Below are 24,138 nucleotides of genomic sequence, written 5' to 3'. Positions count from 1 at the left end.
CACTGACGGCGAAAGGCTGATCTGCTCAAGGAGGTCGAGGAGTTCGCTCCTCGCCCGAATCCGAGTCCGAACCCGAACCCGAACCCGAGTTCGGACCCGAGCCCGAATCCGAGTCCGGACCCGGGCCCGATACGAGCCCGAATCCGACGAGTCGACAGGATGATCATGAGTTCTGCTGACCTGATGGGCGGCTACGCCGCCTACACCACTCCGAACGCGGCGATCGCGGAGCTCGCCAGCACCGGCGTCGCGGCCGAGGTGGAGTCCACCCCGATCCTCACGGCCACCCCGTGGACCGAGACGATCTCCGTGATCGTGGTCACCATCACCGCCCAGCTCTGATCTGTTCACAGACCCGATTCCCCCTTCATCTCACGGGAGTTCGACATGAGTTCTGCCGATCTGATGGGCGGCTACGCCGCCTACACCACCCCGAACGCGGCGATCCAGGAGCTCGCCACCACCGGCGTCGCCGACGTCTCGGCCGAGGTGGAGGTCACCCCGACCGTCACGCTCGTCATCCTCTCGCTCGTCACGATCGCCGTCATCGGCTGACGGACTCGCCGAGTGGCGCGTCGTCCGGGCCCCGCCGCGTGCCGCGAGCGGGGCCCGGACGGCGGCCCGAGCGGTGCACCCAGCCGGCGACGCCGACCCGCGAGGAGCACTGCAACCGTCGCATCGCCTCGCGGAGGTGGTTGACCACCGTCCACTCCGAGATGCCCAGGCGGCGTGCGATCTGGTGGTTGCTCAGCCCGTCGGCCACCAGGAGGGAGACCTCCAGTTGACGACTGGTCAACTGCTGTTTCGGTGCCGTTCCGGTGGAGCTCGACCCGGCGAGGGAGCAGAGCAGGTCCAGGAGCGCAGTGGCCGCACCGGCCGCCAGCGCGTGGGTGAAATCGTCCTCGGCGAGCCGGCGGCGGATGCCGGGCAGCATCCGGGCGGTGGCCAGATCGGGATCGGTGGGATCACCGGGAATGCCGGATCGCTCCGCATGGAAGCTGCCCAGCAGCCGGGCGGCGTCGGTCGCCCGCGCCGATGCGGGGCGCAGGGGGCTCGCGACCAGGCCGACCAGCGCGCCGAGCGTGGCGACCGCGCCGAGTGGGCGCAGATGGGCCAGCCCCTCGGCGTAGTGGGCGCGGGCCGAGGACGGATCGCCGTCGGCGGCGGCGAGCAGGCCCAGATGCAGCAGGGCTGTGCCGACCAGCAGCACGTCCCCCCGGTGCCGCGCCGCGGTCAACACCCGGCCCGCCAGTGCGCCGGCGGGCCCGGTACGGCCGAGTCGAAGCGAGGCCAGGGCGGCCTCCAGCTCGACGCGCAGGGCCTCCGGTTCGTCGTCGCCCGCGTGGAGGAGTTCCGCCGCCGCGGTGAGCGCGGTGAGGGCCCGGGCGGGGTCCCGGTCGACCCCGGTCAGGCCCCGCAGCCGCAGGAGTCGGGCCGCCGTGGCGGGTTCATCGGGCATGCTCCGGGGCCGGTCGGGCGCGGGTGAGGCCGCCTCGGCCTCGTCCAGCAGGGCGGTCGCCGACTCGTGGTCGCCGTCGAGCAGCCGGGCCTCGGCGCGGATCAGCGCGAGCCGGGCCCGTGCCCGCTCATCGGTGATGCCGATGGGACGGGCGGCGCCGAGCGGCGCGGTGGGCCGGTCGGTCCAGTCCGGGCCGAGGCCGACGACTCGGGCGTGGGCGAGTAGCTGTTCCATCAGGTCGAGGGCCTCGGCGGTGAGCCCGTGGCCGGTCAGTGTGTCGACCGCCCGCCGGAGGTTGGCCTCCTCGACGCGCAGGGCGAGCAGGGCCGTCGACTGGTCGCCGGAGGCCAGCCGCCGACGGGCCCCGGCGGCGAGCCGGGCGTAGTAGCGCGCATGGCGGAGCGTGAGGCTGGCGAACGGACCGTCGGCGGGCCGGGCCTCGGGCAGGTCGCCGAACGGGACGTGCAGCCGTGTCTCGGCCGTACCGTCCAGTCGGCCGGACGGCCGGTCCTCAAGCGTCAGCGACTGCCGATCGAGCAGGGCTTCCAGCGCCGCCGGGAAGGCGTTCGGCGCGATCCCGGACACCGCCCGGAGCGCCTCGGCTCCGAAGCCGCCGACGAACAGGGGGGTGCAGGACATCAGTCGCGCCTCGTCGGCGCCGAGCGGGCCGCACCGTCCTGAGGGGCGCCCCGCCGATCGTCCCGGTAACAGGTCCGGCGACTGGCCTGGTGACCGGTCCGCAGGCGGGAGGGGTGGCTCGACCGGGGAGGCCACCACGCGGCCCGCCTCCGCCCCGGCGCCCGGAAGCCCGCCCGCCGGAAGTCCGCCTTCCGGAAGCCCGCCTCCCGCAGGGTCGCTCGCGGGTCCGTCCCCCCTGGCCCCGCCGAGTGCGGCCAGCACGGTGCCGACGCCCTCCAGCGCGGCCACCCGAGCCGCGAGCACCAACGCACCTGGTAGGCCTCGTAGTTCCACGCAGATCCGGCCCACGGTCTGCTGGTTCCGCGAGGTCACGGTGAAGCCCGGGCTCCAGGTCCGCCGGGCGGCCGTGAAGACCTGCACCGAGGGGGTGCGGCAGAAGGCGTCCAGATCCGTCGGCGACCAGTCCACCGGAACGGCCAGCGGGTCCACCCGGTATGCCGCGCCGGCGCCGGAGGGCGGCCGCCGACCGGTCGCGAGCAGCTTCACGCCACTCGACGCACACCGGGCCAGCAGCATCGGGTACTCGCCCGGCTCGATCTGATCAATCGTCAACAGTGTCTCCGGGGAGGAACTTCCGGCGGCCGTGCCCGCCGCCCGGTACTGCTCGGCGACCGCGGACGCCAGCCGGGTCTTGCCGCTGCCCGGAAGGCCGTACAGCAGCACGCCCGGTACGGCGGGGTCGGCGAGCAGCCGCAGCAGCTCGGCCGTCTCACGTGCCCGCCCGAACAGCTCGGCCGTGAAGGCCCGGTGCTCCGCGGGTTCCTCCTGGGGGACGGTGGACTCGAACAAGATGGTCATGGACGGCTCCGGAGTTGGCTCCACCTGTACTGCGCCCGTGCGCCTGAGGGATCGTTTGTACTGATCCTGGACGGCGGCAACTCCCGGCGGTATCCCAGACTTCGGGGATGGCGCCGGGTTAGGATCGATGTGTGGCCAACCGCCGGGACATCGAGCGCAGACTGCTCGGGGACATCACGGACCTGTCCACCGCCGGGCTCGGCATGGCGGACCTGTTCCGCGAGCTCAACTCCCTCATCCGGGCGGGCCTGCCGTTCGACGCCGGGTGCTGGCACGGCGCCGATCCGGCCACCGGCTTCCTCACCTCGACGGTGTCCGAGGGGCTCGACGTCGAGGGCTTCCGGGACTCCGCCCAGCTGGAGCTGTGGAGCGAGGACAGTACGACCTTCACGGCCATCAGGGCGTCCGGTCAGGTCACCCGGTCGATGGTGCTCGGTCATCAGGGGCGGCCGGAACGCAGTGTCCGGTACCGGGAACTGCTCTCCGCCTGGGGCTTCGCCGACGAACTGCGGGTCAACTTCGACCTCCAGGGCGGTCGGTGGGGCTCGGCGGCGATCATGCGCACCAGAGGCGGCGCCGCGGCGTTCAGCCCGGCCGAGCTGGCGCTGATGGAGCGGGTGAGTCGCCAGGTCGCCTCGGCGCTGCGCGGCTACTACCTACCACCCGACTCCGAGCCGGCCGCGGAGGCCGGGCCGGCCGTCGCGATCCTGGGGCCGAACGACACCCTGGTGTCCGCCGATCTCCGGGCGCACGCGCTGATCGCCGAACTGGCCGAGGACGTGCGACTCGCGGACGGCATCCCCAGCGCGTTCATCACGGCCGCCAAGCAGGCCCGTGGCCTCGCCGTCGGCGGGCAGGCCGCCGCGGCGGCCCGGGCGTTGCTCCGGACGCCGACAGGACAGTGGCTGGTCGTGCAGGCCTCCGCCCTGGAGGGCCGTCCGGACGGGAGCGTCGCGGTGGTCGTCACCCCGGCGGCGGCGAGTGAACGGATGCCGGTCGCCCTGCTCGCGTTCGGCCTGACCGCCCGCGAGCGGGACATCGCCCTGGAGGTGCTCCGCGGCCGGAGCACCCAGGAGATGGCGGCCCGCTTCTCGCTGAGCCCGGTCACGGTCCAGGACCACCTGAAGTCGATCTTCAACCGGACCGGTGTGCGCAGCCGGCGCGAGTTCGTCGCGCAGATGATGATGTCGCACTTCCCTGCGGTCGCGGAGCCGCCCACGAGGTGACGCTCGCGGAAGCCCCGCCGTGCACTGGTCAGCGGCACGAGCTCCTGGCCGGCTCCAGCGCCGGCTCCAGCCGCAGTTCGCGGCCCTGCCAGCGTCGGCGCAGCCAGCGGTCGTGGCTCGCGAGGACGATCGCGCCGGGGCCGGTGCCGAGGGCGTCCTCCAGTTCGTCGCACAGCCGCGGGGAGAGGTGGTTGGTGGGTTCGTCGAGGAGCAGTAGTTGCGGCGGGTCGGCCACCAGGAGCGCCAGTGCGAGTCGTCGGCGCTGTCCGACGGACAGGCGGCCGACGGGCTTGTCCAGGTCTGCCGCGTGCAGCAGACCGAGCGACTCCAAGGGGACCTCCTCGGCGCGTGCCGCGCCCAGCACCCGCTGGTAGGTGTCACGGACGGTGCGGTCGGGCCGGTCGAACACGGTGTCCTGGGTGAGCAGCCCGACCGTCAGCCCGGGGCGTCGGCGTACCGTGCCCTCGGCGGCGAGGTGCCCGGCGAGCACCGCGAGCAGCGTGGACTTGCCCGTCCCGTTGCCGCCCGTGACCAGCAGCCGGTCGGCCGCTGACACCTCCACGTCGTCCAGTGCGAGCCGGCCGGGCACCCGGACGTCCCGGAGCGACACCAGGGGCTGCGTGTCCTCCTCCTCGGTGGCGCCGGCCAGGGCACCGGCCGTGAACCGCAGCGGGCGCGGCGGCTCGGGGACCTGTACGCGCTCCAGCTCCTCCAGCCGCCGGGTGGCGTTGCGTACCCGGCGGGAGACCTGGTTCTGCACCCGGCCCGCCCGGTGGCCGTAGCCCATCTTCTCGTTGTCGCGCGGCCCCCGGTCCGGTGCGACCAGGTGAGCCGTCACGCCGGCCGAGTGCCGCAGCTGCGCCAGCTCCTGCTGCTCCTCGGCGTACCGCCGCTCCCAGCGTTCCCGCTCGGCGCGCTGCTCGCCGAGGTAGGCGCTGTAGTTGCCGCCGTAGCGGACCGGTCCGTCCACCGCCGGGTCGAGGTCGACCAGATGGGTGCAGACGGCGTCGAGGAAGGCCCGGTCGTGGGCGGCGACGACCACGGTGCCGGGCAGTGCGCGGATCTGCTCCTCCAGGAAGGCGGCGGCGCCGTCGTCGAGGTGGTTGGTCGGCTCGTCCAGCAGCAGCGCGGACGGCCGTCGGACGAGCAGCGCGGTGAGGGCCAGCCGGCCGCGCTGACCGCCGGACAGGGTGCCGAGCGTGCGGTCGTGCCCGAGCGCGCCGAGGCCCAGCCCGTCGAGGACCAGGGCGGCGCGGCGGTCGGCGTCCCAGGCCTCCCGGTACCGGGCCTGCTCCAGCCGCCTGCCGTAGGCGTCCAGGAGTTCCGGGTGGCCGGGGGAGTCCTCCGGAACACGGGCGAGTTCGCCGCCGAGCCGATCGAGTTCCGCGAGGTCCTCGCGGGCCTCGCGCAGGGCGTCGTCCAGGACGGCGGCGACGGTCACGGCTGCCTCGAAGGGCATCTCCTGGTGGAGGAAGCCGAGGTCGGCGGGGCGCGAGACGCTCCCCGCGTCGGGTTCGTCCACCCCGGCGAGGACCCGCAACAGGGTGGACTTTCCGGCGCCGTTCTCCCCGATCAGGCCGATCCGGTGGCCGGGGGAGGCGGTCAGGTGGACGCCGTCGAGGACGCGTCGGCCGCCGAGGTTGCGGACGACGTCATGGGCGAGCAGGGCGTGCTGGAGCACGGGGTGCCTTCCGGGGTGAGGGGGGGTGGGCCCGCCGGGCACGGAGCCTCGGGCGCGGGCCCGTTCACACGTCGGCGGGTCACACCTCGGGGGCCGCGGTCTCCTTCAGCGCGCCGTCGGCCAGCCGGAGCCAGCGGTTCACACCGATCTCGGCGAGGAAGCGCTCGTCGTGGCTGACGACGAGGAAGGCGCCCTGGTAGGAGTTGAGGGCGCTCTCCAGCTGGCCGGCGCTGACGAGGTCGAGGTTGTTGGTCGGTTCGTCGAGGAGCAGCAGGTGCGGGGCGGGTTCCGCGCACAGCACACAGGCCAGGGTGGCGCGCAGCCGCTCGCCCCCGGAGAGGACCTTGACCGGCAGGTGGGCGCGGGCGCCGCGGAACAGGAAGCGGGCGAGCAGGTTCATCCGCTCCGTCTCGGGCCGCTCGGGGGCGAACGCGGCGAAGTTCTCCGCCACGGTGCGGTCGAGGTCCAGCAGGTCCAGGCGCTGCGAGAGGTAGGCGATCCGACCGTCGTTGCGCGTGATCTCCCCGCCGTCCGGGGCGAGTTCGCCGGTGACCAGGCGCAGCAGGGTGCTCTTCCCGGCGCCGTTGGGCCCGGTCAGCGCGATCCGCTCGGGGCCGCGGACGCTCAGGTCGACGCCGCCGTCGGCGAACACCGGCCGACCGGCGTGGAGCACCTGCATGCCCTCGCCGAGGAAGAGGTTGCGCCCGGCGGGCACCTGGGTGTCGGGCAGCTCCAGGGAGAGGCGCTGCTCCTCGCGCAGGGCGCGACCGGCCTCGTCGAGCCGGGCCTTGGCCTCGCTGACCCGCGCCGCGTGCATCTGGCCGGCGCGGCCCGCGGACTCCTGGGCGCCGCGCTTCATGTTTCCGGCGAAGATGCGGGGCAGGCCGGCGTTCTTGAGGTTGCGGGCGGCGTTGCTCTGGCGGCGCTCGGCGCGTTCGCGGGCCTGCTGCATCTCCCGCTTCTCCCGCTTGAGTTCCTGTTCGGCGTTGCGGACGTTCTTCTCGGCGACCTCCTGCTCGGCCCGGACGGCCTCCTCGTAGGCGGTGAAGTTGCCACCGTAGAAGTGCAGTTCGCTGGTGCCGAGTTCGGCGATGGACTGCATGCGGTCGAGCAGCGCGCGGTCGTGGCTGACCAGCAGCAGGCAGCCGTTGAAGTCGGCCAGCACGTCGTAGAGCTTGTGCCGGGCCTCCGCGTCGAGGTTGTTGGTCGGCTCGTCGAGCAGCAGCACGTCGGGGCGCTTGAGCAGTTGGGCGGCGAGGCCGAGGGAGACGATCTGGCCGCCGCTGAGCGTGCTCAGACCGCGGTCCAGGGTGAGGTCGGCCAGGCCGAGGCGGTCGAGCTGGGCGCGGGTGCGCTCCTCGATGTCCCAGTCGTCGCCGATGGTGGTGAAGTGCCGTTCGTCGACGTCCCCGGACTCCACGGCGTCGATGGCCCGGATGATCCCGGCGACGTCGAGGACCTCGGCGACGGTGAGGTCGGAGCTCAGGGGCAGGCTCTGGCGGAGGTGGCCGAGCCTTCCGGTGACCGTCACCGAGCCGGTGGCGGGCTTGAGTTCGCCGGCGATCAGCCTGAGCAGGGTGCTCTTGCCGGAGCCGTTGGGGGCGACCAGGCCGGTACGGCCGGCGGGCACGGCGAAGGACAGGTCGTGGAAGACCGGGGTGTCGTCGGGCCAGGCGAAGGAGAGGTTGGAGCAGACGACGGCAGCGTCGGACATGGAGATGACCTCGAAGAAGAGCGAGGGCAGGAGGGTAGACCTCTGCCCCGGGCAGATGTGGGGAAAGGGGCACGACGATGCGGACCACTTCGGCTGCGGCGCTCGTGAAGCACCGGCCGGTGGCCGTCAGATCCGGATCTCACCCGGAGATGTCGTCGTCACCCGCCACGTCTGCCACTCCTCGATCACACGAATAAAGGTCACGCCGACTGTAACAGACCTCGCGCGCCACCGCGGGGGCGAGCAGGTGTGCCTCGGTGGGGGCCGATCGACAACTGGCCTTCACCGCAGTCCGTTTCACCGCGGCCCGTCGGGTGAGGGTCCCGCCTGCCTGGCCTTTGACGTTGCACCAGCGCCTCGGGCGTCCGTCTGCCGCCACCGATGAGGGCTGTGCCGGTCCGTCGGGTCAGTTCTTCGGGACGAGGGTGTTCTCGTTGGTGCGGCCGAGGGCGAAGTCGTCGATGTTGCGGGCGGTGGCGTCGATGATCTGGCCGACGGCGGTGTGGGTGAAGTAGGCCTGGTGGCTGGTGACGAGGACCTGGGGGAAGGTGACGAGGCGGGCGAGGGTGTCGTCGGTGATGCCGTGGATGGAGCGGTCGGTGAAGAAGACGCCGGTCTCCTCCTCGTAGACGTCCAGGCCGACGCCCGACAGCCGCCCGGCGCGCAGGGTCTCGACGAGGGCGGCGCTGTCGACGAGGCCGCCGCGGCTGGAGTTGATGAGGATGGCGTCGTCCTTCATCCGGGCCAGGGCGGAGGTGTCGATGAGGTGGTGGGTGGCCGGCACGAGCGGTACGTGGAGGCTGATCAGGTCGGCGCGGGAGAGGAGTTCGGGCAGTTCGGTGTAGTGCATGCCGAGTTCCTCGCACACCGGGTTGGGGGCGATGTCCCAGCCGAGCAGGGTGGTGCCGAAGCCGGCCGCGATGCGGGTGAAGCACTCGCCGATCTTGCCGGTGCCGATGACCCCGACGGTCATGCCGTGGATGTCCCGGCCGAGGAGGCCGTCGAGGCGGAAGTCGAACTCGCGGGTGCGGTTGGCGGCGCGGGTGAGGCGGCGGTTGACGGCCAGCGCGAGGGCCCAGGCGTGTTCAGCAACTGAATATGGGCTGTAGTAGGAGACCCGGGCGACGGTGAGGCCGAGGTCGGCGGCGGCGTCGAGGTCGATGTTGTTGAAGCCGGTGGAGCGCTGGGCGATCAGCTTGGTGCCGCCTGCGGCGAGGACGGCGAGCGTCCCGGCGTCCAGGACGGCGTTGACGCTGCTGCTGACGGCCGGGTACCCGGCGGCCAGCGGGGCGGTGTCGTGGTTGAGGAACACGTCCAGGCAGCGCAGTGCGTGGCGGCCCGCGAAGGCCCGCTCCAGCAGCGGTCGTTCGTCGGCCTGCACTCCGTACGCGAGGATCTCCATCGGCTGTCCTTCCGTGGGTGGTCCGCTCCACCGGTCACGCTATCCGGACCGTCGGTCGAGCGCCCGCCAGACCCGTCGGACTCGCCATGCCCGTCGGAACCCCGGGGCCCGCCCTTCCAGGAGGAGGGACGGGGCCCCGGACGGCGATCCGGCGATCAGGCCGTCAGGGCACGCACCACCCGGTCGGAACCCGCAGTATCGAGGAGAACCTCGGCGGACGTTCCGTCCAGGGGCAGCGAACAGACCGCCTGCCCCCTGGGCAGCTCCTGGCCGGACGGGCCGACGACGAGCACGAGCCGGTTCTCCGCCACCGCCATGTCGGTGACGGTGACTCCGGCGGAGACGTCGGGATGGAGCCCGCGCAGCACGGGGCGCAGGTCCGAGGACCTCCACCGTCGCGCACCCCGCGCGTAGCGCAGGAGCCGCCCGGCGGCGGAGACGGCGGTGACACCGTCCGCCGCGACCGAGGGGCGCCCCACGACGCTGTCGTGGGAGAGGCGGAGGAACGACCACGAGCGTTCGGCCACGTCCGCCGCGTAGAGCAGGGTGTGCTCCCACCAGTCGCCGAACTCGGTCGCCGCGCACCAGAGGTCACCGGCCCCGGCCGCCTCCGCGAACGCGCCCGTGCGCGGGTCGACCAAGGCCCCACCGAGCCTGAGACGCCAGGCGACCGACGGTCGGCCCCACCCGGTGAGGTCCAGCTCGCGCCACCCGTCCCCGGTGGGCACCGGGGTGAGCAGCACTGGCACCAGCCGAGGCTCGCCCGAGCGGTCCGGGGCCTCCAGCCTGCCGCCGGTCAGCACCAGCGGCTCCTCCGGGGTGCTGGTGACACCCAGGACCAGGTAGAGGTCCGGGACGGAGAGCTCCTCCCAGGCCGTGGCACCCCAGGGCAGCCGGTGCACGCTGCGCACGGTGCCGAGTGCCGTCGGCCGGCGCACCGCACCGACCAGCACGGTCGTCCCGTCCCGCAGCACGTGGTACTGGCCCGGCTGCGGGTCGGTGGCCGGCGAGGCCGGGAGGGTGGTGAACTCCCCGCCCACGTCGTCCGCGACATGTACGGGAGCGCCACCGTCGACAGCCGGGGCGATCACCGAGATCCCCCGGTCGTGTCGGACCATCCGGACCCGGTACAGCCGGACGTCATGGGACTGGCACCCCGGCAGTCGTGACTGCCGGATCGGTGCGCCCGCCTCCAGTTCGGCGACCACCAGGTCGTCGCCCTCCCGCAGTGCGACCGTCGGGGTCGCGCCCCGCAAAAGCTCCGTCACGTGGACAGTCCTCCCACCCCGCCGCCGGCCTTCCGGCCGATGATGCCGCCCGCGACGGCTCCGACGGCTGTCCCGAGGTGGGGAAGAAGCTACCAATGACCGTGCCGACCCGCGGCACCGCCCTCGGCCCCGCAGGGATCTCCCCGGCCCCGGTCGGACGGATCGGCATGGGACCCGCCCGAAACGACGATGTCGGTCCCCAGGACCACGATCGGGTCCCGGGAACCGACGTCACACGGGAGCCCCCGGTCGGACGGACCGGGGGCTCCGCGGTGGGGCGGGGCGGTCAGATGACCGTCTCGGCCTCCAGGTAGCGCTCCTGCGGGACGGTCTTCAGCTCGGCGACGGCCTCGGCCAGCGGGACCAGGTTGATGTCGGTGCCCTGCAGCGCGGTGATGTGACCGAAGGCGCCCTTGTGGACGGCCTCCACGGCGTGCCAGCCGAAGCGGGTGGCGAGCACCCGGTCGTAGGCGGTCGGAGTGCCGCCGCGCTGGGTGTGGCCGAGGATCACCGGACGGGCCTCCTTGCCGAGGCGGTGCTCCAGCTCGCGGGAGAGCTGGGTGGCGATGCCGGTGAAGCGCTCGTGGCCGTAGATGTCCTTGGTGCCCTCCTCCCAGTGCATGGTGCCGGGCTCGGGCTTGGCGCCCTCGGCGCAGACCACGATGGCGAACTTCTTCTGGCGGTCGAAGCGCTCGCGGACCACGGCGGTGAGCTTCTCGATGTGGAACGGGCGCTCCGGGACGACGATGGCGTGCGCGCCGGCCGCCATGCCCGCGTTCAGGGCGATCCAGCCGGTGTGCCGGCCCATGACCTCGACGACCATGACCCGCTGGTGGGACTCGGCGGTGGTCTTCAGCCGGTCCAGGGCCTCGGTGGCCACCGAGACGGCGGTGTCGAAGCCGAAGGTCACGTCGGTGGCGGCGATGTCGTTGTCGATGGTCTTCGGCACGCCGACGATCGGCAGGCCCGCGTCGCTCATCAGCTTGGCGGCCTTCAGGGTGCCCTCGCCGCCGATCGGGATGACCGCGTCCAGGCCGAGGTCGGCGCAGTACTTCTTGGCCCGCTCGACCCCGTCGCGCAGGTGGCTCGGCTGGACGCGGGACGAACCGAGGATGGTGCCGCCCTGGGCCAGGATGCCGCTCACCGAGTCCAGGGTCAGGGGGCGGTGGTGGCCCTCCAGGAAACCGCGCCATCCGTCCTCGAACCCGATGATCTCGTCGCCGTGGTCGACCACCCCTCGGTGGACCACGGATCGGATCACCGCGTTCAGGCCGGGGCAGTCACCGCCGCTGGTCAGCACTCCAATACGCATTAGCTTTGCAACTCCCGAGCAGAACCGAGGAACGGCCGGACTACAGGCTGGGACGACGAGCCGTCACCGTAACGAGGCGCCCCCACGCCGTGGTGGCGGGGAGGTGGCCGCGGGGTGAAGGACCGGCCGATCCGGACGGAACGTCCGAAATCGACCGTGAAGTCGAGCATACGGCCCCTGGTCCGGCCGGGCAGGAGCCGACGCGGGAGCGGCGCCGTCGGCGCCCCCGCGTGGAAGTGCAGCCTGCTGCCGAGGAGGGTGTGCAGCCGGCATCCCCATTGTGGTACGTCCGGGGCCGCCCGCGGGCCGGGTGACCGCATCGCGGTCACCCGGGCGGGGCGGTGGGGAAGTACTACGCGGGGCGCGTCGTGGCGGCGATGCGCTCGGCGCGCAGCGCGTCGTACCAGGTGGTGTCGGCCGGCGGCAGGGCGTTGACGTCCAGCGCCAGCTTGATCAGCATGTCGGCCACGGCGGGGTTGCGCGCCAGCACCGGACCGTGCAGGTAGGTGCCGAAGACGGTGTCCCGCCAGGCGCCCTCGGTGCCGTCGCCGGTGCCGTTGCCCCGGCCGACGGAGACGGTCGCGAACGGCTGGACGCCCTGGCCGAGGTGGGTGACGCCCTGGTGGTTCTCGAAGCCGGTCAGCTGCGGCAGGCCGAGCCGAGGGTCGACGTCGGCGAGCACGTCGCCCACGCAGCGGGCGCCCTCGCCGCGCGTGGTCCAGGTGTCGAGCAGGCCGAGGCCCGGCTCGCGCTCGCCGAGGTCGTTGATGAACTCGTGGCCCATGATCTGGAAGCCCGCGCACACGCCGAAGATGATCGCGCCGTTCTCGGAGGCCCGGACCAGGCCGCTGTCGGCGCGCAGCCGCTCGGCGGCGAGCCGTTGCGGGCGGTCCTCGCCGCCGCCGATCAGGTAGATGTCCCCGCTGGTGGGGATCGCCTGGTCGGAGCGGACGTCGATCCGGGTCACGTTGAGATGGCGCTGGCGGGCCCGGCGCTCCACGACCAGGGCGTTGCCGCGGTCGCCGTAGGTGCTGAGCAGGTCCGGGTAGACCCAGACCACGCGCAGGCTGCTCTCACTCATCCTCGAAGGCCTTCCGTCACGAAAAGAGGGGCGTGCGGGCGCGGCATCAGCCGGCCACGACCTTCCGCAGCTGCTGGAAGGCGGTGTAGTTGGCGATGGCCTCGATCCGGCCGGGCGGGGCCATCCGGACGGCCTGCTCCAGGGTGTCCACGACGTGGAACTGGAGCCCGGCGACCTCCAGGCGGACGGCCAGGTCCAGCTTGCGCTGGCCCATCACGAACACCGGGTGCCCGGCCAGGCGCTCGTAGTCGACGTCCCACAGCCAGGAGGTGTCGGTGCCGTCGGCGTCGAGGGCGTTGACGGAGAGGATCACCGGGGCGGGCGGGCCGTCGATCAGCGAGAAGGTCTCCAGCCAGCCGGCCGGGTTCTTGGCCAGTAGCAGCCGGATGTCCCGGCCCTGGTACTGGACCACGTCGTAGCGGCCGGCGACGGCCGCCACCGAGCGCATCCGCTCCAGTGCGACCTGCGGGGAGACGCCGAACACGGCGGCGACGGCGGCCGAGCTGGTGGCGTTGGCCAGGTTGGCCCGGCCGGGCAGCTGGAGCTGGATCGGCCAGGCGCCGCGCTGCGGGTCGATCACGTGGGTGCCCTGGAGCGCCCAGTGCGGGTTGGGGCGCCGGAAGCCGCACTCCTGGCAGAACCAGTCGTCGCCGGGGCGCTGCATCACACCGCCGCAGGCGGGGCAGGACCAGGCGTCCTCCTTCCAGGCCTGTCCGGCGGCCACCCAGACCACCTTCTTGCAGGAGGATGCGGCCCAGGTCACCAGCGGGTCGTCGGCGTTGGCGATGACCACGGCCTCGGTGTTCTGAAGGCCCTCGCGCCACTTCTCCGCCATCATGCGGGTCTCGGCGGCGCGGTCGAGCTGGTCGCGGGAGAGGTTGAGCAGGGCGATCGCCTTGGGGCGGGTGTCGCGGGCGACCGTCGCCAGGTACTTCTCGTCGACCTCGATGACGCCGAAGCGGGCGTCGCTGCCGCCGGCCAGGGCGGAGGTGATGCCGGCCGGCATGTTGGCGCCCAGGGCGTTGGAGACCACCGGGCCGGCGGCGCGCAGCGCCTCGGCGATCAGTCGGGTGGTGGTGGTCTTGCCGTTGGTCGCGCTGACCAGCACCACGTCGAGGTGGTCGGCGAGGGTGGCGAGCAGATCGGGGTCGAGCCTGAGGGCGACCTTGCCGCCGATCACCGAGCCGCTTCCGCGCCCGGCCTTGCGCGACACGGCGGCGGCGACCCGGCCGGCCGTGACCGCGATCTTGGCGCGGGCCGGCAGCGAGGCGTCGCGTGCGCCTGTGGGCTCCGATTCGGTGCCTGCCATGCTCAGTGGTTCCTCCTTGCTGCGGCACCACCCGGTGGCCGGATAACAGGCCGTCGGGCGGCGGGGACGGGGTCAGCCTACCGACTCCGTCGCTCGACCGGACGATCCGGACCCCACGCCGCCTGCTGTGACGCGGTCGCCGGAGCCGCTGAAAGTCCGTCAAGGAGGGCGGTGTACGGAGGGACCGTTCACCGACTCACGACGCTCCGCCGGGGTCGCCGGGTTCCCCGGGTGACCCGTGAGGATGTGGTGAAGAACTGATCAGCGGCCCGGGGCGGGTGCGGGGGCGGGCGCGGTTCCCGTGGTGAGCGTGGCGGTGATCACCAGGGTGCCGTCCTCGGCGTGGACGTCCAGGGGTGCGGCCAGCGCGCGCATCGAGGCGATCATCCCGGTGTTGCCGGCGTGGGTCACCGCGTACACCGTGCCGATCCCGGCCGCCCGGGCTGCCGCCGTCAGCCGCTTCAGCAGGGCCAGGCCCAGCCCGCGCCGCTGCCAGGCGTCCTCGACCAGCACGGCCAGCTCTGCCTCGCCGTCGTCCCACATCAGGTGCCCGAGGGCGAGGATCCGGCCGTCGGGGGCGGCCGCCGCGAGGCTGTGGCCGTGCCGGGGGTCGAGCAGGTGGTCCAGGTAGCGGTCGGCGTCGCGGACCGGGCCGTGGTAGCGCAGCCGCAGCGCGGCGGGGGAGCAGCGGCCGTGCATCGCCAGCGCCGCCGCCTTGTCGCCCGGCCCGGCGGGGCGCAGCAGCAGTTCGATCCCGTCCGGCAGGGACAGCCGGGACACCGCCCCGGCGGCCGGCCCGGCAGGGTCGGCCGGGGTGGCCGGGACAGTGGGGGCCGGGTGCGGGCGGGCGAGGCGGTAGGGGCCGTCGGTGAGCGCCGGCAGCCGGGTGGCCTGGCCGTCGGGCGCCGCGCACCTGCGATCGGACCTCCGGAAGGGCCGGTGCCAGAGCCGTTCCGGGCGAGTGCGTGATGCCGTCATGCCGCCGACGCTACCGACGGCTCGCTTCCGGCCGGTTACGTGATCGTGAACGGGCGAATGCCCAGGGTGGTGGGGCCTGTGGCCGGAACAGGTCCAGACCGGTGCCCCCTGCGGTCGGGAGGCCGGCCGGCTCCCGACCGGCTGACGCGGACACGCTCACGGATGGCCCAGCCTCCGTGAGCGCGGCGGCCCCTTCGGATAGGGATGGCTCGGCTTCGCGCCGATCCCGTCTCCTCCCTCCCGTCCGAAGGGGCTCCGCATGTCCAGGATGAACTCCGCGCTGGCGACCGCCTGTTGCGCCCTGCTGCTCGCCGCACCGATCGCTCTCGCCCAGCCGGCCGCCGCCGACGACGGCAACATCACCACCCCCGAGCAGGCCGCCGCCTGCCGGAGCGTGGTCGGTGCGCTGCTCGGGGGCTTCGGGTCGCTGCTCGCGAACACGGCCTGCGTGCCGCAGGCGCCGAGCAAGGGCTGAACGGGGCGTCAGAACCGCTGGCACGGGCGTCCACCCGGGGGTGGGCGCCCGTTGCCGTGCGCTCGATCGCGGCGGTGGCGGAGGGCGGACGAGGAGGAGCTGCGCGAGAGGCCGCTCGGCGGCCCGCCGCTCTGGCCTTGGACGACGGCCGCCGTGACGGCGCTGGAGCCGCACCCGAGCGACCCGGGGAGGTGGGTCTGGCGGTCAGTCGGAAGCCATGAACGGAAGGCCGGTTGGCGGAATCGGCGCCGCTCCTACGGGAGCAGCTCGCGGGCCGCCGCCTTGACCTCGGCGAGCAGTAGGCGGACGTCCTCCTCGGTGGTGGCGGCGTTGAGCAGGCAGGCGCGGAGCATCTCGCGCCCGCCGAGGCGGGCGCCGGTGACGAAGACCCGCCCGCGCCGCTGGACGGCCACCGGGAGCTCGCGGTTGAGGGCGTCGAGGGCGGCCTCGTCCAGGCCGGGGGCGCGGTGGCGGAACGCGACGATGGAGGTCTGCACCTCCGCGAGCAGCTCCAACTCGCCGTCTGCCTCGACGAGTTCGCCGAGCCGCCGGGCGAGTGCGGTGCAGTGGGCGATGTCGCGGGCGAGGCCGGAGCGGCCGCGGTGGGCGATGGTGGCCCAGACCTTGAGGGCGCGGAACGGGCGGGTCTGCTCGGTGCCGTACTCGGAGAACCAGCCGAGCGAGCCGGCCTCCTCGTCGCGCAGGTAGGACGGGACGAGGCTGAAGGTGCCGCGCAGCTCGTCGGTGTCACGGACCAGCGCGCAGCCGCAGTCCACCGGGACGCCGAGCCACTTGTGCGGGTCGAGGGCGAGCGAGTCGGCGCGCTCCAGGCCCGCGTAGCGGTGCGCGATGGCCGGGTCGAGCCGGCCGAAGGCGCCGTACGCGCCGTCCACGTGCAGCCACAGGCCCTGCTCCTCGCACAGGTCCGCGATCGGGTCGAAGGCGTCCACGGCGCCGGTGCCGACGGTGCCGGCCGAGGCGACCACCAGGAAGGGCAGCAGCCCGTCCGCGCGGTCGCGTTCGACGGCGGCCCGCAGCTCGGCGGTGTCCAGGAGGCCGTCCGGGCCGGTGGCGACGGTGCGCAGGTGCCGGCTGCCGAGGCCGAGGAGCTCGGCGGCCTTGCGGACGCAGGAGTGGGTCTCGCCGGTGACGTAGCCGACCAGCGGCGGCAGGCCCGCGAGGCCGTCCTCGCGGACGTCCCGGCCGGCCAGCCGGGCGGCGCGGTTGCGGGCGGCGGCCAGGCACACGATGGTCGCCATCGAGGTGCCGGAGGTGAGCAGCCCGCCGCCGGCCGGGTGCGGGAAGCCGACGAGCTCGGCTGTCCAGCGGACCACGGCGCGCTCCAGGTGGACGTCGGCGTGGTCGCCGCCGGCCGAGCTGGGGTTCATCGCGGCGGCGGCGAGGGTGGCGAGCACCCCGGCGGGGGCCGGTGCGGAGTTGACCCAGCCGAAGAAGCGGGGGTTGCCGTTGCCCATGGGGTGGGGGAGGACGTCCTGCCCGATGGCGTCCAGGAGCTCGGTGAGCGGGCGGCCCTCGGCGGGCAGCGGGGCGTCCAGCAGGGCCTGCCGGGCGGACTCGTCCATCGGCTGCCAGACCGGGCGGGCGGGCAGTTCGGCGAGGTAGTCGGAGACGAGGTCGGCGGTGGCGTGGGCGGCGCCGCGGAAGTCCTCAGCGGTCATGACGTGCTCCAGTGCGGCCGGAGGAGGCGCGGCCTCCTTGGCGCACCGTGGTTTGGTGATCCTACGGAAAGGGCCCGCACCGTGCGGCGCGGGCCCTGATCGTGAGACCGGACGGCTCCGTCCGGTGGGTCGGTTCGGTGAACCAGTCGGGGTGAGTCGGTCGGGTGAGTCAGTCCAGCGACTTGGACAGTCCGCCTGCGGAGCGGCAGTAGCCCTGCATCTCCTTGTTGGTGATCTTGGCGCAGAGCCGTCCGGCCGCGCCGCCGTCGGTGTAGTTGACCGTGTAGTAGCTGACCAGCCCCTCGGCGCAGGCCTTGCGCTGCCAGCCGTCGGCGGCGGTGGCGCACTGCTGGGCGGCCCAGTCCTCGCGGTCCAGGTTGTACTTCATGGTCCGCGAGCCGACGCCGCGGCTGCAGTCCACCGCCCCGCCGTTCCCCTTGCCGTTGAGGCACCACTTGAGGGCGTCCGCGTACACCTCGGGGTGGTTCGGGTAGTCGTGCGAGGACAGGTAGAAGGTCGGGGCGTAGAAGTAGCAGGCCGCCTGGAACAGGGAGGGCTGGTCCTTGCACGGGTAGAGCGGGTCCTGGGCGAGCTTGTCGGCGGGCAGGTTGGCCTTGGCCTGCTCGTCCTCCTCGTCCGGGCCGAAGAACTGCATGAACAGGCCCTCGGAGCAGCGGATCCTGTTCTGGTCGCTGGGGAACTTGTTGCACAGCTCGCGCGCCTTGGCGACGTCCTGCTTGACCACGAACATCGTGCCGTGGCCGACGCCGTGGATGCACGGCCCGGTGTTCTGGGGGGCGCACAGCTTGAGCAGGTCCACCTCGGGCTGGGAGGAGGCGTTGAGCATCTCCTCGACCGCGCCGTGCAGGTAGCCGGCCGCGCAGGTCTCGTGCGGGAAGGAGATGACCTTCTGGAAGTCGGCGTTGAAGCGCTTGACCGCCGCGTGGCCGAGCTCGTGTGCGATCGGGTGGCAGAAGCGCACGGTGTACGGCTTCTCCTTGGTGATCCGGTCGAGGTCGGCGAGCGCGACGCCGGGGTCGGTGGCGTCCATCTCGGCCATCAGCTTGTTGCGCAGCGTCGAGCGGGTCCACACCGCCGGGTCGCCGGTCGGGGTGGCGCTCGGAGCGCCTGGAGCGCCCGGGGCGCCCGCGACGGCCGGCCGGGCTCCGGCGGGCGTTCCCTGCACGGCCGACCCGTCCGGGGTCGCGGTGGCCACCGCGGGCGACCAGTCGGTGACGGCCACCGAACCGAGGCCCAGGACGCCCAGGAGCAGGGCGGTGAGAATCGCGAACAGTCGCGGCTGCATGACGGGATCCCCCGGCGGATCGACGTGAACGGTTCACTCCCATCGTGACGGCGCGGGGGCTTGACGCCGCGTTTTCGCCCGCCATTCGGGAGGTGTCGGCGACGCTATCGCATCGGCGTGGCGCGCCGACGGGGCGGGAGGGGGTCCCGGTGTTCACCCGGACGGCGCAGCGGCCCGGCGGCCTGCCGCTCGCCGCACCGTCCGGGGGCGGCTCACAGCTCCAGCGTCACCTGGTACTCCCTCAGCCAGAGGTCGAGGTCCAGGGCGAGGTCGACGGCCAGCCGCACGGACTGCGGGTCGGTGGTCGGGGCGAGTGCGTCGGCCAGGCGCCGCCCGTCCAGCAGGTCCAGCGCCGGGGACTTCCGGGCGGCGGCGAGCCGGGTGAGTTCGGCGCGCAGCGCCGCCGGGTAGTGCGGGTCCGCCGTCACGGGGTACGGGCTCTTCACCCGATCGGCGACCGCGGCCGGCAGCACGTCCCTGACGGCGGCGCGCAGCAGGCTCTTCTCCCGGCCGTCGAAGCTCTTCATCGCCCAGGGGGTGTTGAAGACGTACTGGACGAGCCGGTGGTCGCAGAACGGCACCCGTACCTCCAGCCCGTTGGCCATGCTCATCCGGTCCTTGCGGTCGAGCAGGATGCTGACGAAGCGGGTCAGGTTGAGGTAGGAGATCTCGCGCATCCGGCGTTCCAGCGGGTCGGCGGAGTCCAGGTGCGGGACCTCGGCGATCGCCTCGCGGTAGCGGGCCCGGCGGTAGCCGTCCAGGTCGAGCTTGCGGAGCAGGTCGGTGTCGAGCAGGTGTTCGCGCGGGGCGGCGCCGCCGCCGGCGATGCTGGTGAGGCCGTCGACCCAGGGGAAGTCCTCGGTGGCGATGATCTTCGGGTCGTGGAACCAGCGGTAGCCGCCGAAGAGTTCGTCCGCGGACTCGCCGGACAGCGCGACGGTGGACTGGCGGCGCACGTCCCGGAAGAGCAGCAGCAGCGAGATGTCCATGTCGCCGACGCCGTTCGGCAGGTCGCGGGCGCGCAGTGCGACGGAGCGCTGGGACAGGTCGGAGAGTTCGGCGGCGTCCAGCTCGATCACGCTGTGGTCGGCGCCGACGTGGTCGGCGAGCAGCCGGGCGTACGGGCCGTCCTCGGTCTGCCGGACCCCGTCGGCGTGGAAGTTCTCGCTCTGGCCGGCGAAGTCCACCGCGAAGGAGCGCACCGGGCCGGCGCCGGCGTCGCGCAGCGCCTTGGCGGCGATGGCGGTGACGGCACTGGAGTCCAGGCCGCCGGAGAGCAGCGAGCAGAGCGGTACGTCGGAGTCCAGCTGGCGGTGGACGATGTCGTCCAGCAGCGCCCGCACGGTGGCGATCGTGGCCTCCAGGCTGTCGGCGTGCTCGCGCGCCTCCAGCGCCCAGTAGCGGTGCTCCGAGAGGCCCCCGCGGCGCACCCGCACCACGTGCCCGGGCCGGACCTCGCGGATGCCCCGGTACGGGGTGAGGCCGGGGGTGCGGGTGAAGCCGAGCAGCTCGCGCAGCCCGTCCAGGTCGACCACCGGGCGCACGGCGGGGTGGGCGAGGAGGGCCTTGACCTCGGAACCGAAGACCACGCCGTCAGGGGTGGGGTGGTAGTGCAGCGGCTTGACGCCCATCCGGTCGCGGACCAGCAGCAGCTCCTCGCTCCGGGCGTCCCAGATCGCGAAGGCGAACATGCCGTTGAGCCGCTCGGCCAGGCCCGCACCCCACTCCAGGTAGGCGTGCAGCACGACCTCGGTGTCGCTGCGGGTGCGGAAGCGGTGCCCGGCCGCCTCCAGTTCCGCGCGCAGCTCGCGGTGGTTGTAGACCTCGCCGCTGTAGGTGAGCGCGGCCAGCAGCCGGCCGTCCTGCTCGACCGTCATCGGCTGGACGCCGCCCTCGATGTCGATCACCGCGAGCCGGCGGTGGCCGAGCGCGGCGTGCGGCTGGAGGTGGACGCCCCCGGCGTCCGGGCCGCGGCAGAGCTGAGTGTCCGTCATCGCGTCGAGGACGCCCCGTTCGGAGGTCAGGTCGCGCTCGAAGGCGACCCATCCGGTGATCCCGCACATCCGCAAGCCTCCGGTCTTCCGCTGCTTCCGCTTCGGTTTCTTCCGCGTTTTCTTCCGCTTCGTGTTCCGGGGGTCACGCTACGTGTGGAGCCGGTGCCACTACAAGGGGTGCGGAGGGCCGCTTCTCAGCTGCGGGAGAAGGGGGGCGGGAGGGGGTGGAGGGGCTGCGTGGATCGAAATTGGCGAAGTCTGCCCGAATTCGGGCAAGATCCTTGGCTTCGATGGCCGGTCCGACCTAGGCTCCTCACTCGTGCCGAGCTCACCCCACCCTCACGAAGACCTCCTCGCCCACCTCACCCGGACCAGCCCGCTCGGGCCCCGCGAGGCGGCGCGGGTCGTGGCGGAGGTCCTGGCGTACTTCTCCGAGAGCACCGAGGAGTACGTGCGCCGCCGCCACACCGAGCTCCAGGCACGCGGCCTGACCAACGAACGGATCTTCGCCCGGCTCGCCGAGGAACTGCCCGCCCGCCGCGTCGCGGCGCCGGAACTCTCGGCGCGGCAGCTGCGCCGGATCGTGTACGGCTGAGCGCCGTCCCCGAAGGCACCCGGAGCTGTCCCCGGCCCGACAAGCCCGGAGCCGTCCCCGGTCCCACCCGAAGCCGTCCCCGAAGTCATCTGAAGAGGAGCCCACGCATGTGCGGAATCGTGGCCTACATCGGCCCCAAGGACGCGACCCCCTTCCTGCTGGAGGGACTGGCCCGGCTGGAGTACCGCGGCTACGACTCGGCCGGCGTCGCCGTCGCCGGGCGCACCGGCGGGATCAAGCTGCGCAAGGTCAAGGGCCGGGTCGCCGACCTCGCCGCCGCCGTACCCGCCCGGTTCAAGGGCGGCACCGGCATCGGTCACACCCGCTGGGCCACCCACGGCGTGCCCAGCGACGCCAACGCGCACCCCCACCTGGACAACGCCGAGCGGATCGCCGTCGTCCACAACGGCATCATCGAGAACGCCGACGAACTGCGCGCCAAGCTGACCGCCGACGGCGCCGTCTTCCGCTCCGAGACCGACACCGAGGTGCTCTCCCACCTGATCGCCGCGCACGCCGTCGAAGGCGTCGAACTGGAGGACGCCGTCCGGGCCGCGCTCGGCCGGGTGGTCGGCACCTACGGCATCGCCGTGCTCGACGCCGAGCAGCCCGACCGCATCGTCGTCGCCCGCAACGGCAGCCCGATCGTGCTCGGCATCGGAGAGAAGGAGATGTTCGTCGCCTCCGACGTCTCCGCCCTGGTCCGCTACACCCGCCAGGTCGTCCACCTGGAGGACGGCGAGCTGGCCACCGTACGCGCCGACGGCTTCCGCACCTTCACCGCCGACGCCCGCACCACCCACCGCCAGCCGTCCACCGTGGACTGGGAGATCGACTCCTACGACACCGCCGGCTACGAGCACTTCCTGCTCAAGGAGATCCACGAGCAGCCCGCCTCCGTCGAGCGCACCCTCAGCGGCCGGCTCGACGAGCGCTTCAACACCGCCCACCTCGGCGGCCTCAACCTGGACGCCCGGGAGCTCCGCGAGATCCGCCGGGTCAAGATCCTCGGCTGCGGATCCGCCTACTACGCGGGCGAGATGGGCGCCCAGCTGATCGAGGAGCTGGCCCGCATCCCCGCGCACAGCGAGCCCGCCTCGGAGTTCCGCTACCGCAACCCGGTGATCGAGGCCGACACCCTGTACGTGGCGGTCAGCCAGTCCGGCGAGACCTACGACACGCTCGCCGCCGTCCAGGAGATCAAGCGCAAGGGCGGCCGGGTGCTCGGCGTCGTCAACACCGTGGGCAGTGCCATCGCCCGCGAGTGTGACGGCGGCATCTACCTGCACGCCGGCCCCGAGGTCTCCGTCGCCTCCACCAAGGCGTTCACCTCCACCGTCGTCGCCTTCGCCCTGCTCGCCCTGCACTTCGGCCGCATCCACGACCTCTCGCCCGCCGACGGCCGCCGGATCGTCGCCGCCCTCCAGGCCCTGCCGGACCAGATCCGCGAGATCCTCGACCAGAGCGGGACCATCGCCGAACTCGCCGCCGAGTACGCCGAGTCGGCGGGCATGATGTTCATCGGCCGGGTCCGCGGCTACCCCGTGGCCCGCGAGGGCGCGCAGAAGCTCAAGGAGATCTCCTACGTCCACGCCGAGGCCTACCCGGCGAGCGAGCTCAAGCACGGCCCGCTGGCCCTGATCAGCCCCGAACTCCCCACCGTGGCCCTCGTCCCCGACGACGAACTGCTCGACAAGAACCTCACCACCCTCGGCGAGATCAAGGCCCGCCACGGCCGCGTCATCGCCGTCGCCCACCGCCGCCCCGAGGAGAAGCTCGCCGACCACTGCATCCTGGTCCCCAAGAGCGAGCCCGAACTCGACCCGCTGCTCCTCAACATCCCGCTCCAGCTGCTCGCCTACCACGCCGCCGTCGCCCTGGCGCGCGACGTGGACAAGCCGCGCAACCTGGCCAAGAGCGTCACGGTCGAGTAGCGGTTCCGCTCCCCGGGCCCCGGTCGCTGTGCGGACGGCCGGGGCCCGCGGCGCGCCGATGCCCGCTCGAACTCTCCGAACGTTCTGTCAATTGTCCTGTGCGGGAGGGATGTTGGGGGACCGTTGGCGGTTGTCAGGCGCTTCGGGGACGTGGACGCCGGCGGGCGGTCAGAAGATCGAGCAGCCGGAGAGGGTGGTGAGGGTGTCGAGGGCGGTGACGGCGGCGACGGAGTTGCCGGCCGGGTCGAGGCGGGGGCCCCAGGCGCAGACGGCCGCGCGGCCGGGGAGTATCGCGAGGACGCCGCCGCCGACGCCGCTCTTGCCGGGCAGGCCGACCCGGAAGGCGAACTCGCCGGCGGCGTCGTAGGTGCCGCAGGTGAGGAGGACGGCGTTGATCCGCTTGGCCTCGCTGCGGGACATCAGGCGCGTGCCGTCGGTGCGCACGCCGTAGCGGGCGAGGAACGCGCCGGCCAGGACGAGGTCGCGGCAGCTCGCGGCGACGGCGCAGTGGGCGTAGTAGTGGTCGAGGACGGTCTCGACCGGGTTCTGCAGGTTGCCGTGGCTGGCGATGAAGTGGGCGAGCGCGGCGTTGCGGTGGCCGTGCTCGGCCTCGGAGACGGCGACCACCGGGTCGGTGTCGAGCAGCGGGTTGCCGGACTCGCGGCGCAGGAACTCCCGTACGGCGCCGGAGGCGTCGCCGGTCAGGGACTGCAACCGGTCGGTGACCACCAGGGCGCCCGCGTTGATGAAGGGGTTGCGCGGGATGCCGTGCTCGGTCTCCAGCTGCACCAGGGAGTTGAACGGGTTGCCGGACGGCTCGCGGCCCACGCCCTGCCAGAGCGCGTCGCCGCCGTAGGAGAGCGCCAGGGCCAGCGAGAACAGCTTGGAGACGCTCTGGATGGAGAACGGCCGCTCCCAGTCCCCGACGCCGTGCAGTTCGCCGTCGACGGTGGCCACGGCCATGCCGAAGGCCTCCGGGTCGGCGGTGGCGAGGGCCGGGATGTAGTCGGCGACGCGGCCCCGGCCCGTGGTCGCCCGGGCGGCCGCCTCGGCGGCCTCCAGCAGCACCGGGTAGTCCAGGATCTCCCCATCGAACAAGGCTCTTCCTCCACGCGTGGTCGGTACGGACATGATCGGGACCGGGCGCCGCCGCTGTGCGGCGACACCCGGTCCGACCAGTGATTATCCGTGTTCCACGAGGTGCCCGGGCACAGGCGGTCGCCCGCCT

19 protein-coding genes are annotated in these 24,138 nt (G+C 73.1%); 6 read left to right on the top strand and 13 right to left on the bottom strand.

Annotated features, from left to right (window positions below; all coding sequences use genetic code 11):
* Positions 1–165 precede the first annotated feature (165 nt).
* Positions 166–342, top strand: a complete 177-nt coding sequence (locus tag RZ50_RS23670; RefSeq protein ID WP_196951638.1) for a hypothetical protein — start codon at positions 166–168, stop codon at positions 340–342.
* A 45-nt stretch (positions 343–387) separates the two neighbouring features.
* A complete protein-coding gene (locus tag RZ50_RS23665) occupies positions 388–555 on the top strand; it encodes a hypothetical protein (RefSeq protein WP_196951639.1) in 168 nt (55 codons plus the stop codon).
* Here RZ50_RS23665 and RZ50_RS29950 read toward each other — a convergent pair.
* Positions 545–2,956: a LuxR C-terminal-related transcriptional regulator gene (locus tag RZ50_RS29950; protein ID WP_196951640.1), complete on the bottom strand. Its 2,412-nt coding sequence runs from the start codon at positions 2,954–2,956 to the stop codon at positions 545–547. The two genes, RZ50_RS23665 and RZ50_RS29950, sit on opposite strands and share 11 nt — an antisense overlap.
* Before the next feature lie 131 nt (positions 2,957–3,087).
* On the opposite strand from RZ50_RS29950, the gene RZ50_RS30200 reads away from it, so the two are divergent.
* On the top strand, positions 3,088–4,182 hold the full coding sequence (locus RZ50_RS30200; protein ID WP_196951641.1) for a helix-turn-helix transcriptional regulator: 1,095 nt from the start codon (positions 3,088–3,090) through the stop codon (positions 4,180–4,182).
* Positions 4,183–4,210: 28 nt separating this feature from the next.
* On the opposite strand, the gene RZ50_RS23650 is transcribed toward RZ50_RS30200, so the two are convergent.
* From RZ50_RS23650 to RZ50_RS23615, 8 genes are all read right to left on the bottom strand, one after another.
* Positions 4,211–5,863: an ABC-F family ATP-binding cassette domain-containing protein gene (locus RZ50_RS23650; protein WP_196951642.1), complete on the bottom strand. Its 1,653-nt coding sequence runs from the start codon at positions 5,861–5,863 to the stop codon at positions 4,211–4,213.
* A 79-nt stretch (positions 5,864–5,942) separates the two neighbouring features.
* Complete coding sequence (gene abc-f / locus RZ50_RS23645; protein ID WP_196951643.1) at positions 5,943–7,577, bottom strand: ribosomal protection-like ABC-F family protein; 1,635 nt, start codon at positions 7,575–7,577, stop codon at positions 5,943–5,945.
* A 406-nt stretch (positions 7,578–7,983) separates the two neighbouring features.
* The gene (locus tag RZ50_RS23640; RefSeq protein ID WP_196951644.1) at positions 7,984–8,979 is read right to left on the bottom strand and encodes a 2-hydroxyacid dehydrogenase; all 996 of its coding nucleotides are present in this window, start codon (positions 8,977–8,979) and stop codon (positions 7,984–7,986) included.
* Positions 8,980–9,134: 155 nt separating this feature from the next.
* On the bottom strand, positions 9,135–10,247 hold the full coding sequence (locus RZ50_RS23635; RefSeq protein ID WP_196951645.1) for a hypothetical protein: 1,113 nt from the start codon (positions 10,245–10,247) through the stop codon (positions 9,135–9,137).
* 286 nt (positions 10,248–10,533) lie between these two features.
* On the bottom strand, positions 10,534–11,559 hold the full coding sequence (locus RZ50_RS23630) for a 6-phosphofructokinase (RefSeq protein WP_196951646.1): 1,026 nt from the start codon (positions 11,557–11,559) through the stop codon (positions 10,534–10,536).
* A 352-nt stretch (positions 11,560–11,911) separates the two neighbouring features.
* A complete protein-coding gene (locus tag RZ50_RS23625) occupies positions 11,912–12,640 on the bottom strand; it encodes a type 1 glutamine amidotransferase (RefSeq protein WP_196951647.1) in 729 nt (242 codons plus the stop codon).
* Between the two features lie 46 nt (positions 12,641–12,686).
* Complete coding sequence (locus tag RZ50_RS23620) at positions 12,687–13,949, bottom strand: MurT ligase domain-containing protein (RefSeq protein ID WP_196951648.1); 1,263 nt, start codon at positions 13,947–13,949, stop codon at positions 12,687–12,689.
* A 261-nt stretch (positions 13,950–14,210) separates the two neighbouring features.
* Positions 14,211–14,927, bottom strand: coding sequence for a GNAT family N-acetyltransferase (locus tag RZ50_RS23615; protein WP_196951649.1), 717 nt, complete (start codon positions 14,925–14,927; stop codon positions 14,211–14,213).
* 259 nt (positions 14,928–15,186) lie between these two features.
* Between RZ50_RS23615 and RZ50_RS23610 the strand changes: the two genes are divergently transcribed.
* The gene (locus RZ50_RS23610) at positions 15,187–15,402 is read left to right on the top strand and encodes a hypothetical protein (protein ID WP_196951650.1); all 216 of its coding nucleotides are present in this window, start codon (positions 15,187–15,189) and stop codon (positions 15,400–15,402) included.
* Between the two features lie 254 nt (positions 15,403–15,656).
* Here RZ50_RS23610 and RZ50_RS23605 read toward each other — a convergent pair whose 3' ends face one another.
* The 3 genes from RZ50_RS23605 to asnB form a co-directional block, all read right to left on the bottom strand.
* A complete protein-coding gene (locus RZ50_RS23605) occupies positions 15,657–17,081 on the bottom strand; it encodes a pyridoxal-dependent decarboxylase (RefSeq protein ID WP_196951651.1) in 1,425 nt (474 codons plus the stop codon).
* A 169-nt stretch (positions 17,082–17,250) separates the two neighbouring features.
* Positions 17,251–18,387 carry a hypothetical protein gene (locus tag RZ50_RS23600; RefSeq protein WP_196951652.1) on the bottom strand — a complete coding sequence of 379 codons (1,137 nt, stop codon included), beginning with the start codon at positions 18,385–18,387 and terminating at the stop codon, positions 17,251–17,253.
* 212 nt (positions 18,388–18,599) lie between these two features.
* Complete coding sequence (asnB, locus tag RZ50_RS23595) at positions 18,600–20,450, bottom strand: asparagine synthase (glutamine-hydrolyzing) (protein WP_196951653.1); 1,851 nt, start codon at positions 20,448–20,450, stop codon at positions 18,600–18,602.
* Between the two features lie 250 nt (positions 20,451–20,700).
* On the opposite strand from asnB, the gene RZ50_RS23590 reads away from it, so the two are divergent.
* Both RZ50_RS23590 and glmS read left to right on the top strand, forming a co-directional pair.
* Positions 20,701–20,976, top strand: coding sequence for a hypothetical protein (locus RZ50_RS23590; protein WP_196951654.1), 276 nt, complete (start codon positions 20,701–20,703; stop codon positions 20,974–20,976).
* 107 nt (positions 20,977–21,083) lie between these two features.
* Positions 21,084–22,910 carry a glutamine--fructose-6-phosphate transaminase (isomerizing) gene (gene glmS / locus RZ50_RS23585; RefSeq protein WP_196951655.1) on the top strand — a complete coding sequence of 609 codons (1,827 nt, stop codon included), beginning with the start codon at positions 21,084–21,086 and terminating at the stop codon, positions 22,908–22,910.
* 168 nt (positions 22,911–23,078) lie between these two features.
* Here glmS and RZ50_RS23580 read toward each other — a convergent pair whose 3' ends face one another.
* Positions 23,079–23,990: a glutaminase gene (locus RZ50_RS23580; RefSeq protein ID WP_374199994.1), complete on the bottom strand. Its 912-nt coding sequence runs from the start codon at positions 23,988–23,990 to the stop codon at positions 23,079–23,081.
* Between the last annotated feature and the right edge of the window lie 148 nt (positions 23,991–24,138).

The organism is Kitasatospora sp. SUK 42, from assembly GCF_015776785.2.
Lineage (GTDB): Bacteria > Actinomycetota > Actinomycetes > Streptomycetales > Streptomycetaceae > Kitasatospora.
Note: the sequence above shows the minus strand (reverse complement) of the source record. Positions and strands in the feature narration are given on the sequence as shown.

Bases quoted from the DNA above. Each gene is read 5' to 3' on its own strand.
- RZ50_RS23670 (WP_196951638.1), top strand. From the start codon at position 166: ATGAGTTCTGCTGACCTGATGGGCGGCTACGCCGCCTACACCACTCCG.
- RZ50_RS23665 (WP_196951639.1), top strand. From the start codon at position 388: ATGAGTTCTGCCGATCTGATGGGCGGCTACGCCGCCTACACCACCCCG.
- RZ50_RS29950 (WP_196951640.1), bottom strand. From the start codon at position 2,956: ATGACCATCTTGTTCGAGTCCACCGTCCCCCAGGAGGAACCCGCGGAG.
- abc-f (WP_196951643.1), bottom strand. From the start codon at position 7,577: ATGTCCGACGCTGCCGTCGTCTGCTCCAACCTCTCCTTCGCCTGGCCC.
- RZ50_RS23640 (WP_196951644.1), bottom strand. From the start codon at position 8,979: ATGGAGATCCTCGCGTACGGAGTGCAGGCCGACGAACGACCGCTGCTG.
- RZ50_RS23630 (WP_196951646.1), bottom strand. From the start codon at position 11,559: ATGCGTATTGGAGTGCTGACCAGCGGCGGTGACTGCCCCGGCCTGAAC.
- RZ50_RS23625 (WP_196951647.1), bottom strand. From the start codon at position 12,640: ATGAGTGAGAGCAGCCTGCGCGTGGTCTGGGTCTACCCGGACCTGCTC.
- RZ50_RS23620 (WP_196951648.1), bottom strand. From the start codon at position 13,949: ATGGCAGGCACCGAATCGGAGCCCACAGGCGCACGCGACGCCTCGCTG.
- RZ50_RS23615 (WP_196951649.1), bottom strand. From the start codon at position 14,927: ATGACGGCATCACGCACTCGCCCGGAACGGCTCTGGCACCGGCCCTTC.
- RZ50_RS23610 (WP_196951650.1), top strand. From the start codon at position 15,187: ATGTCCAGGATGAACTCCGCGCTGGCGACCGCCTGTTGCGCCCTGCTG.
- RZ50_RS23605 (WP_196951651.1), bottom strand. From the start codon at position 17,081: ATGACCGCTGAGGACTTCCGCGGCGCCGCCCACGCCACCGCCGACCTC.
- RZ50_RS23600 (WP_196951652.1), bottom strand. From the start codon at position 18,387: ATGCAGCCGCGACTGTTCGCGATTCTCACCGCCCTGCTCCTGGGCGTC.
- asnB (WP_196951653.1), bottom strand. From the start codon at position 20,450: ATGTGCGGGATCACCGGATGGGTCGCCTTCGAGCGCGACCTGACCTCC.
- glmS (WP_196951655.1), top strand. From the start codon at position 21,084: ATGTGCGGAATCGTGGCCTACATCGGCCCCAAGGACGCGACCCCCTTC.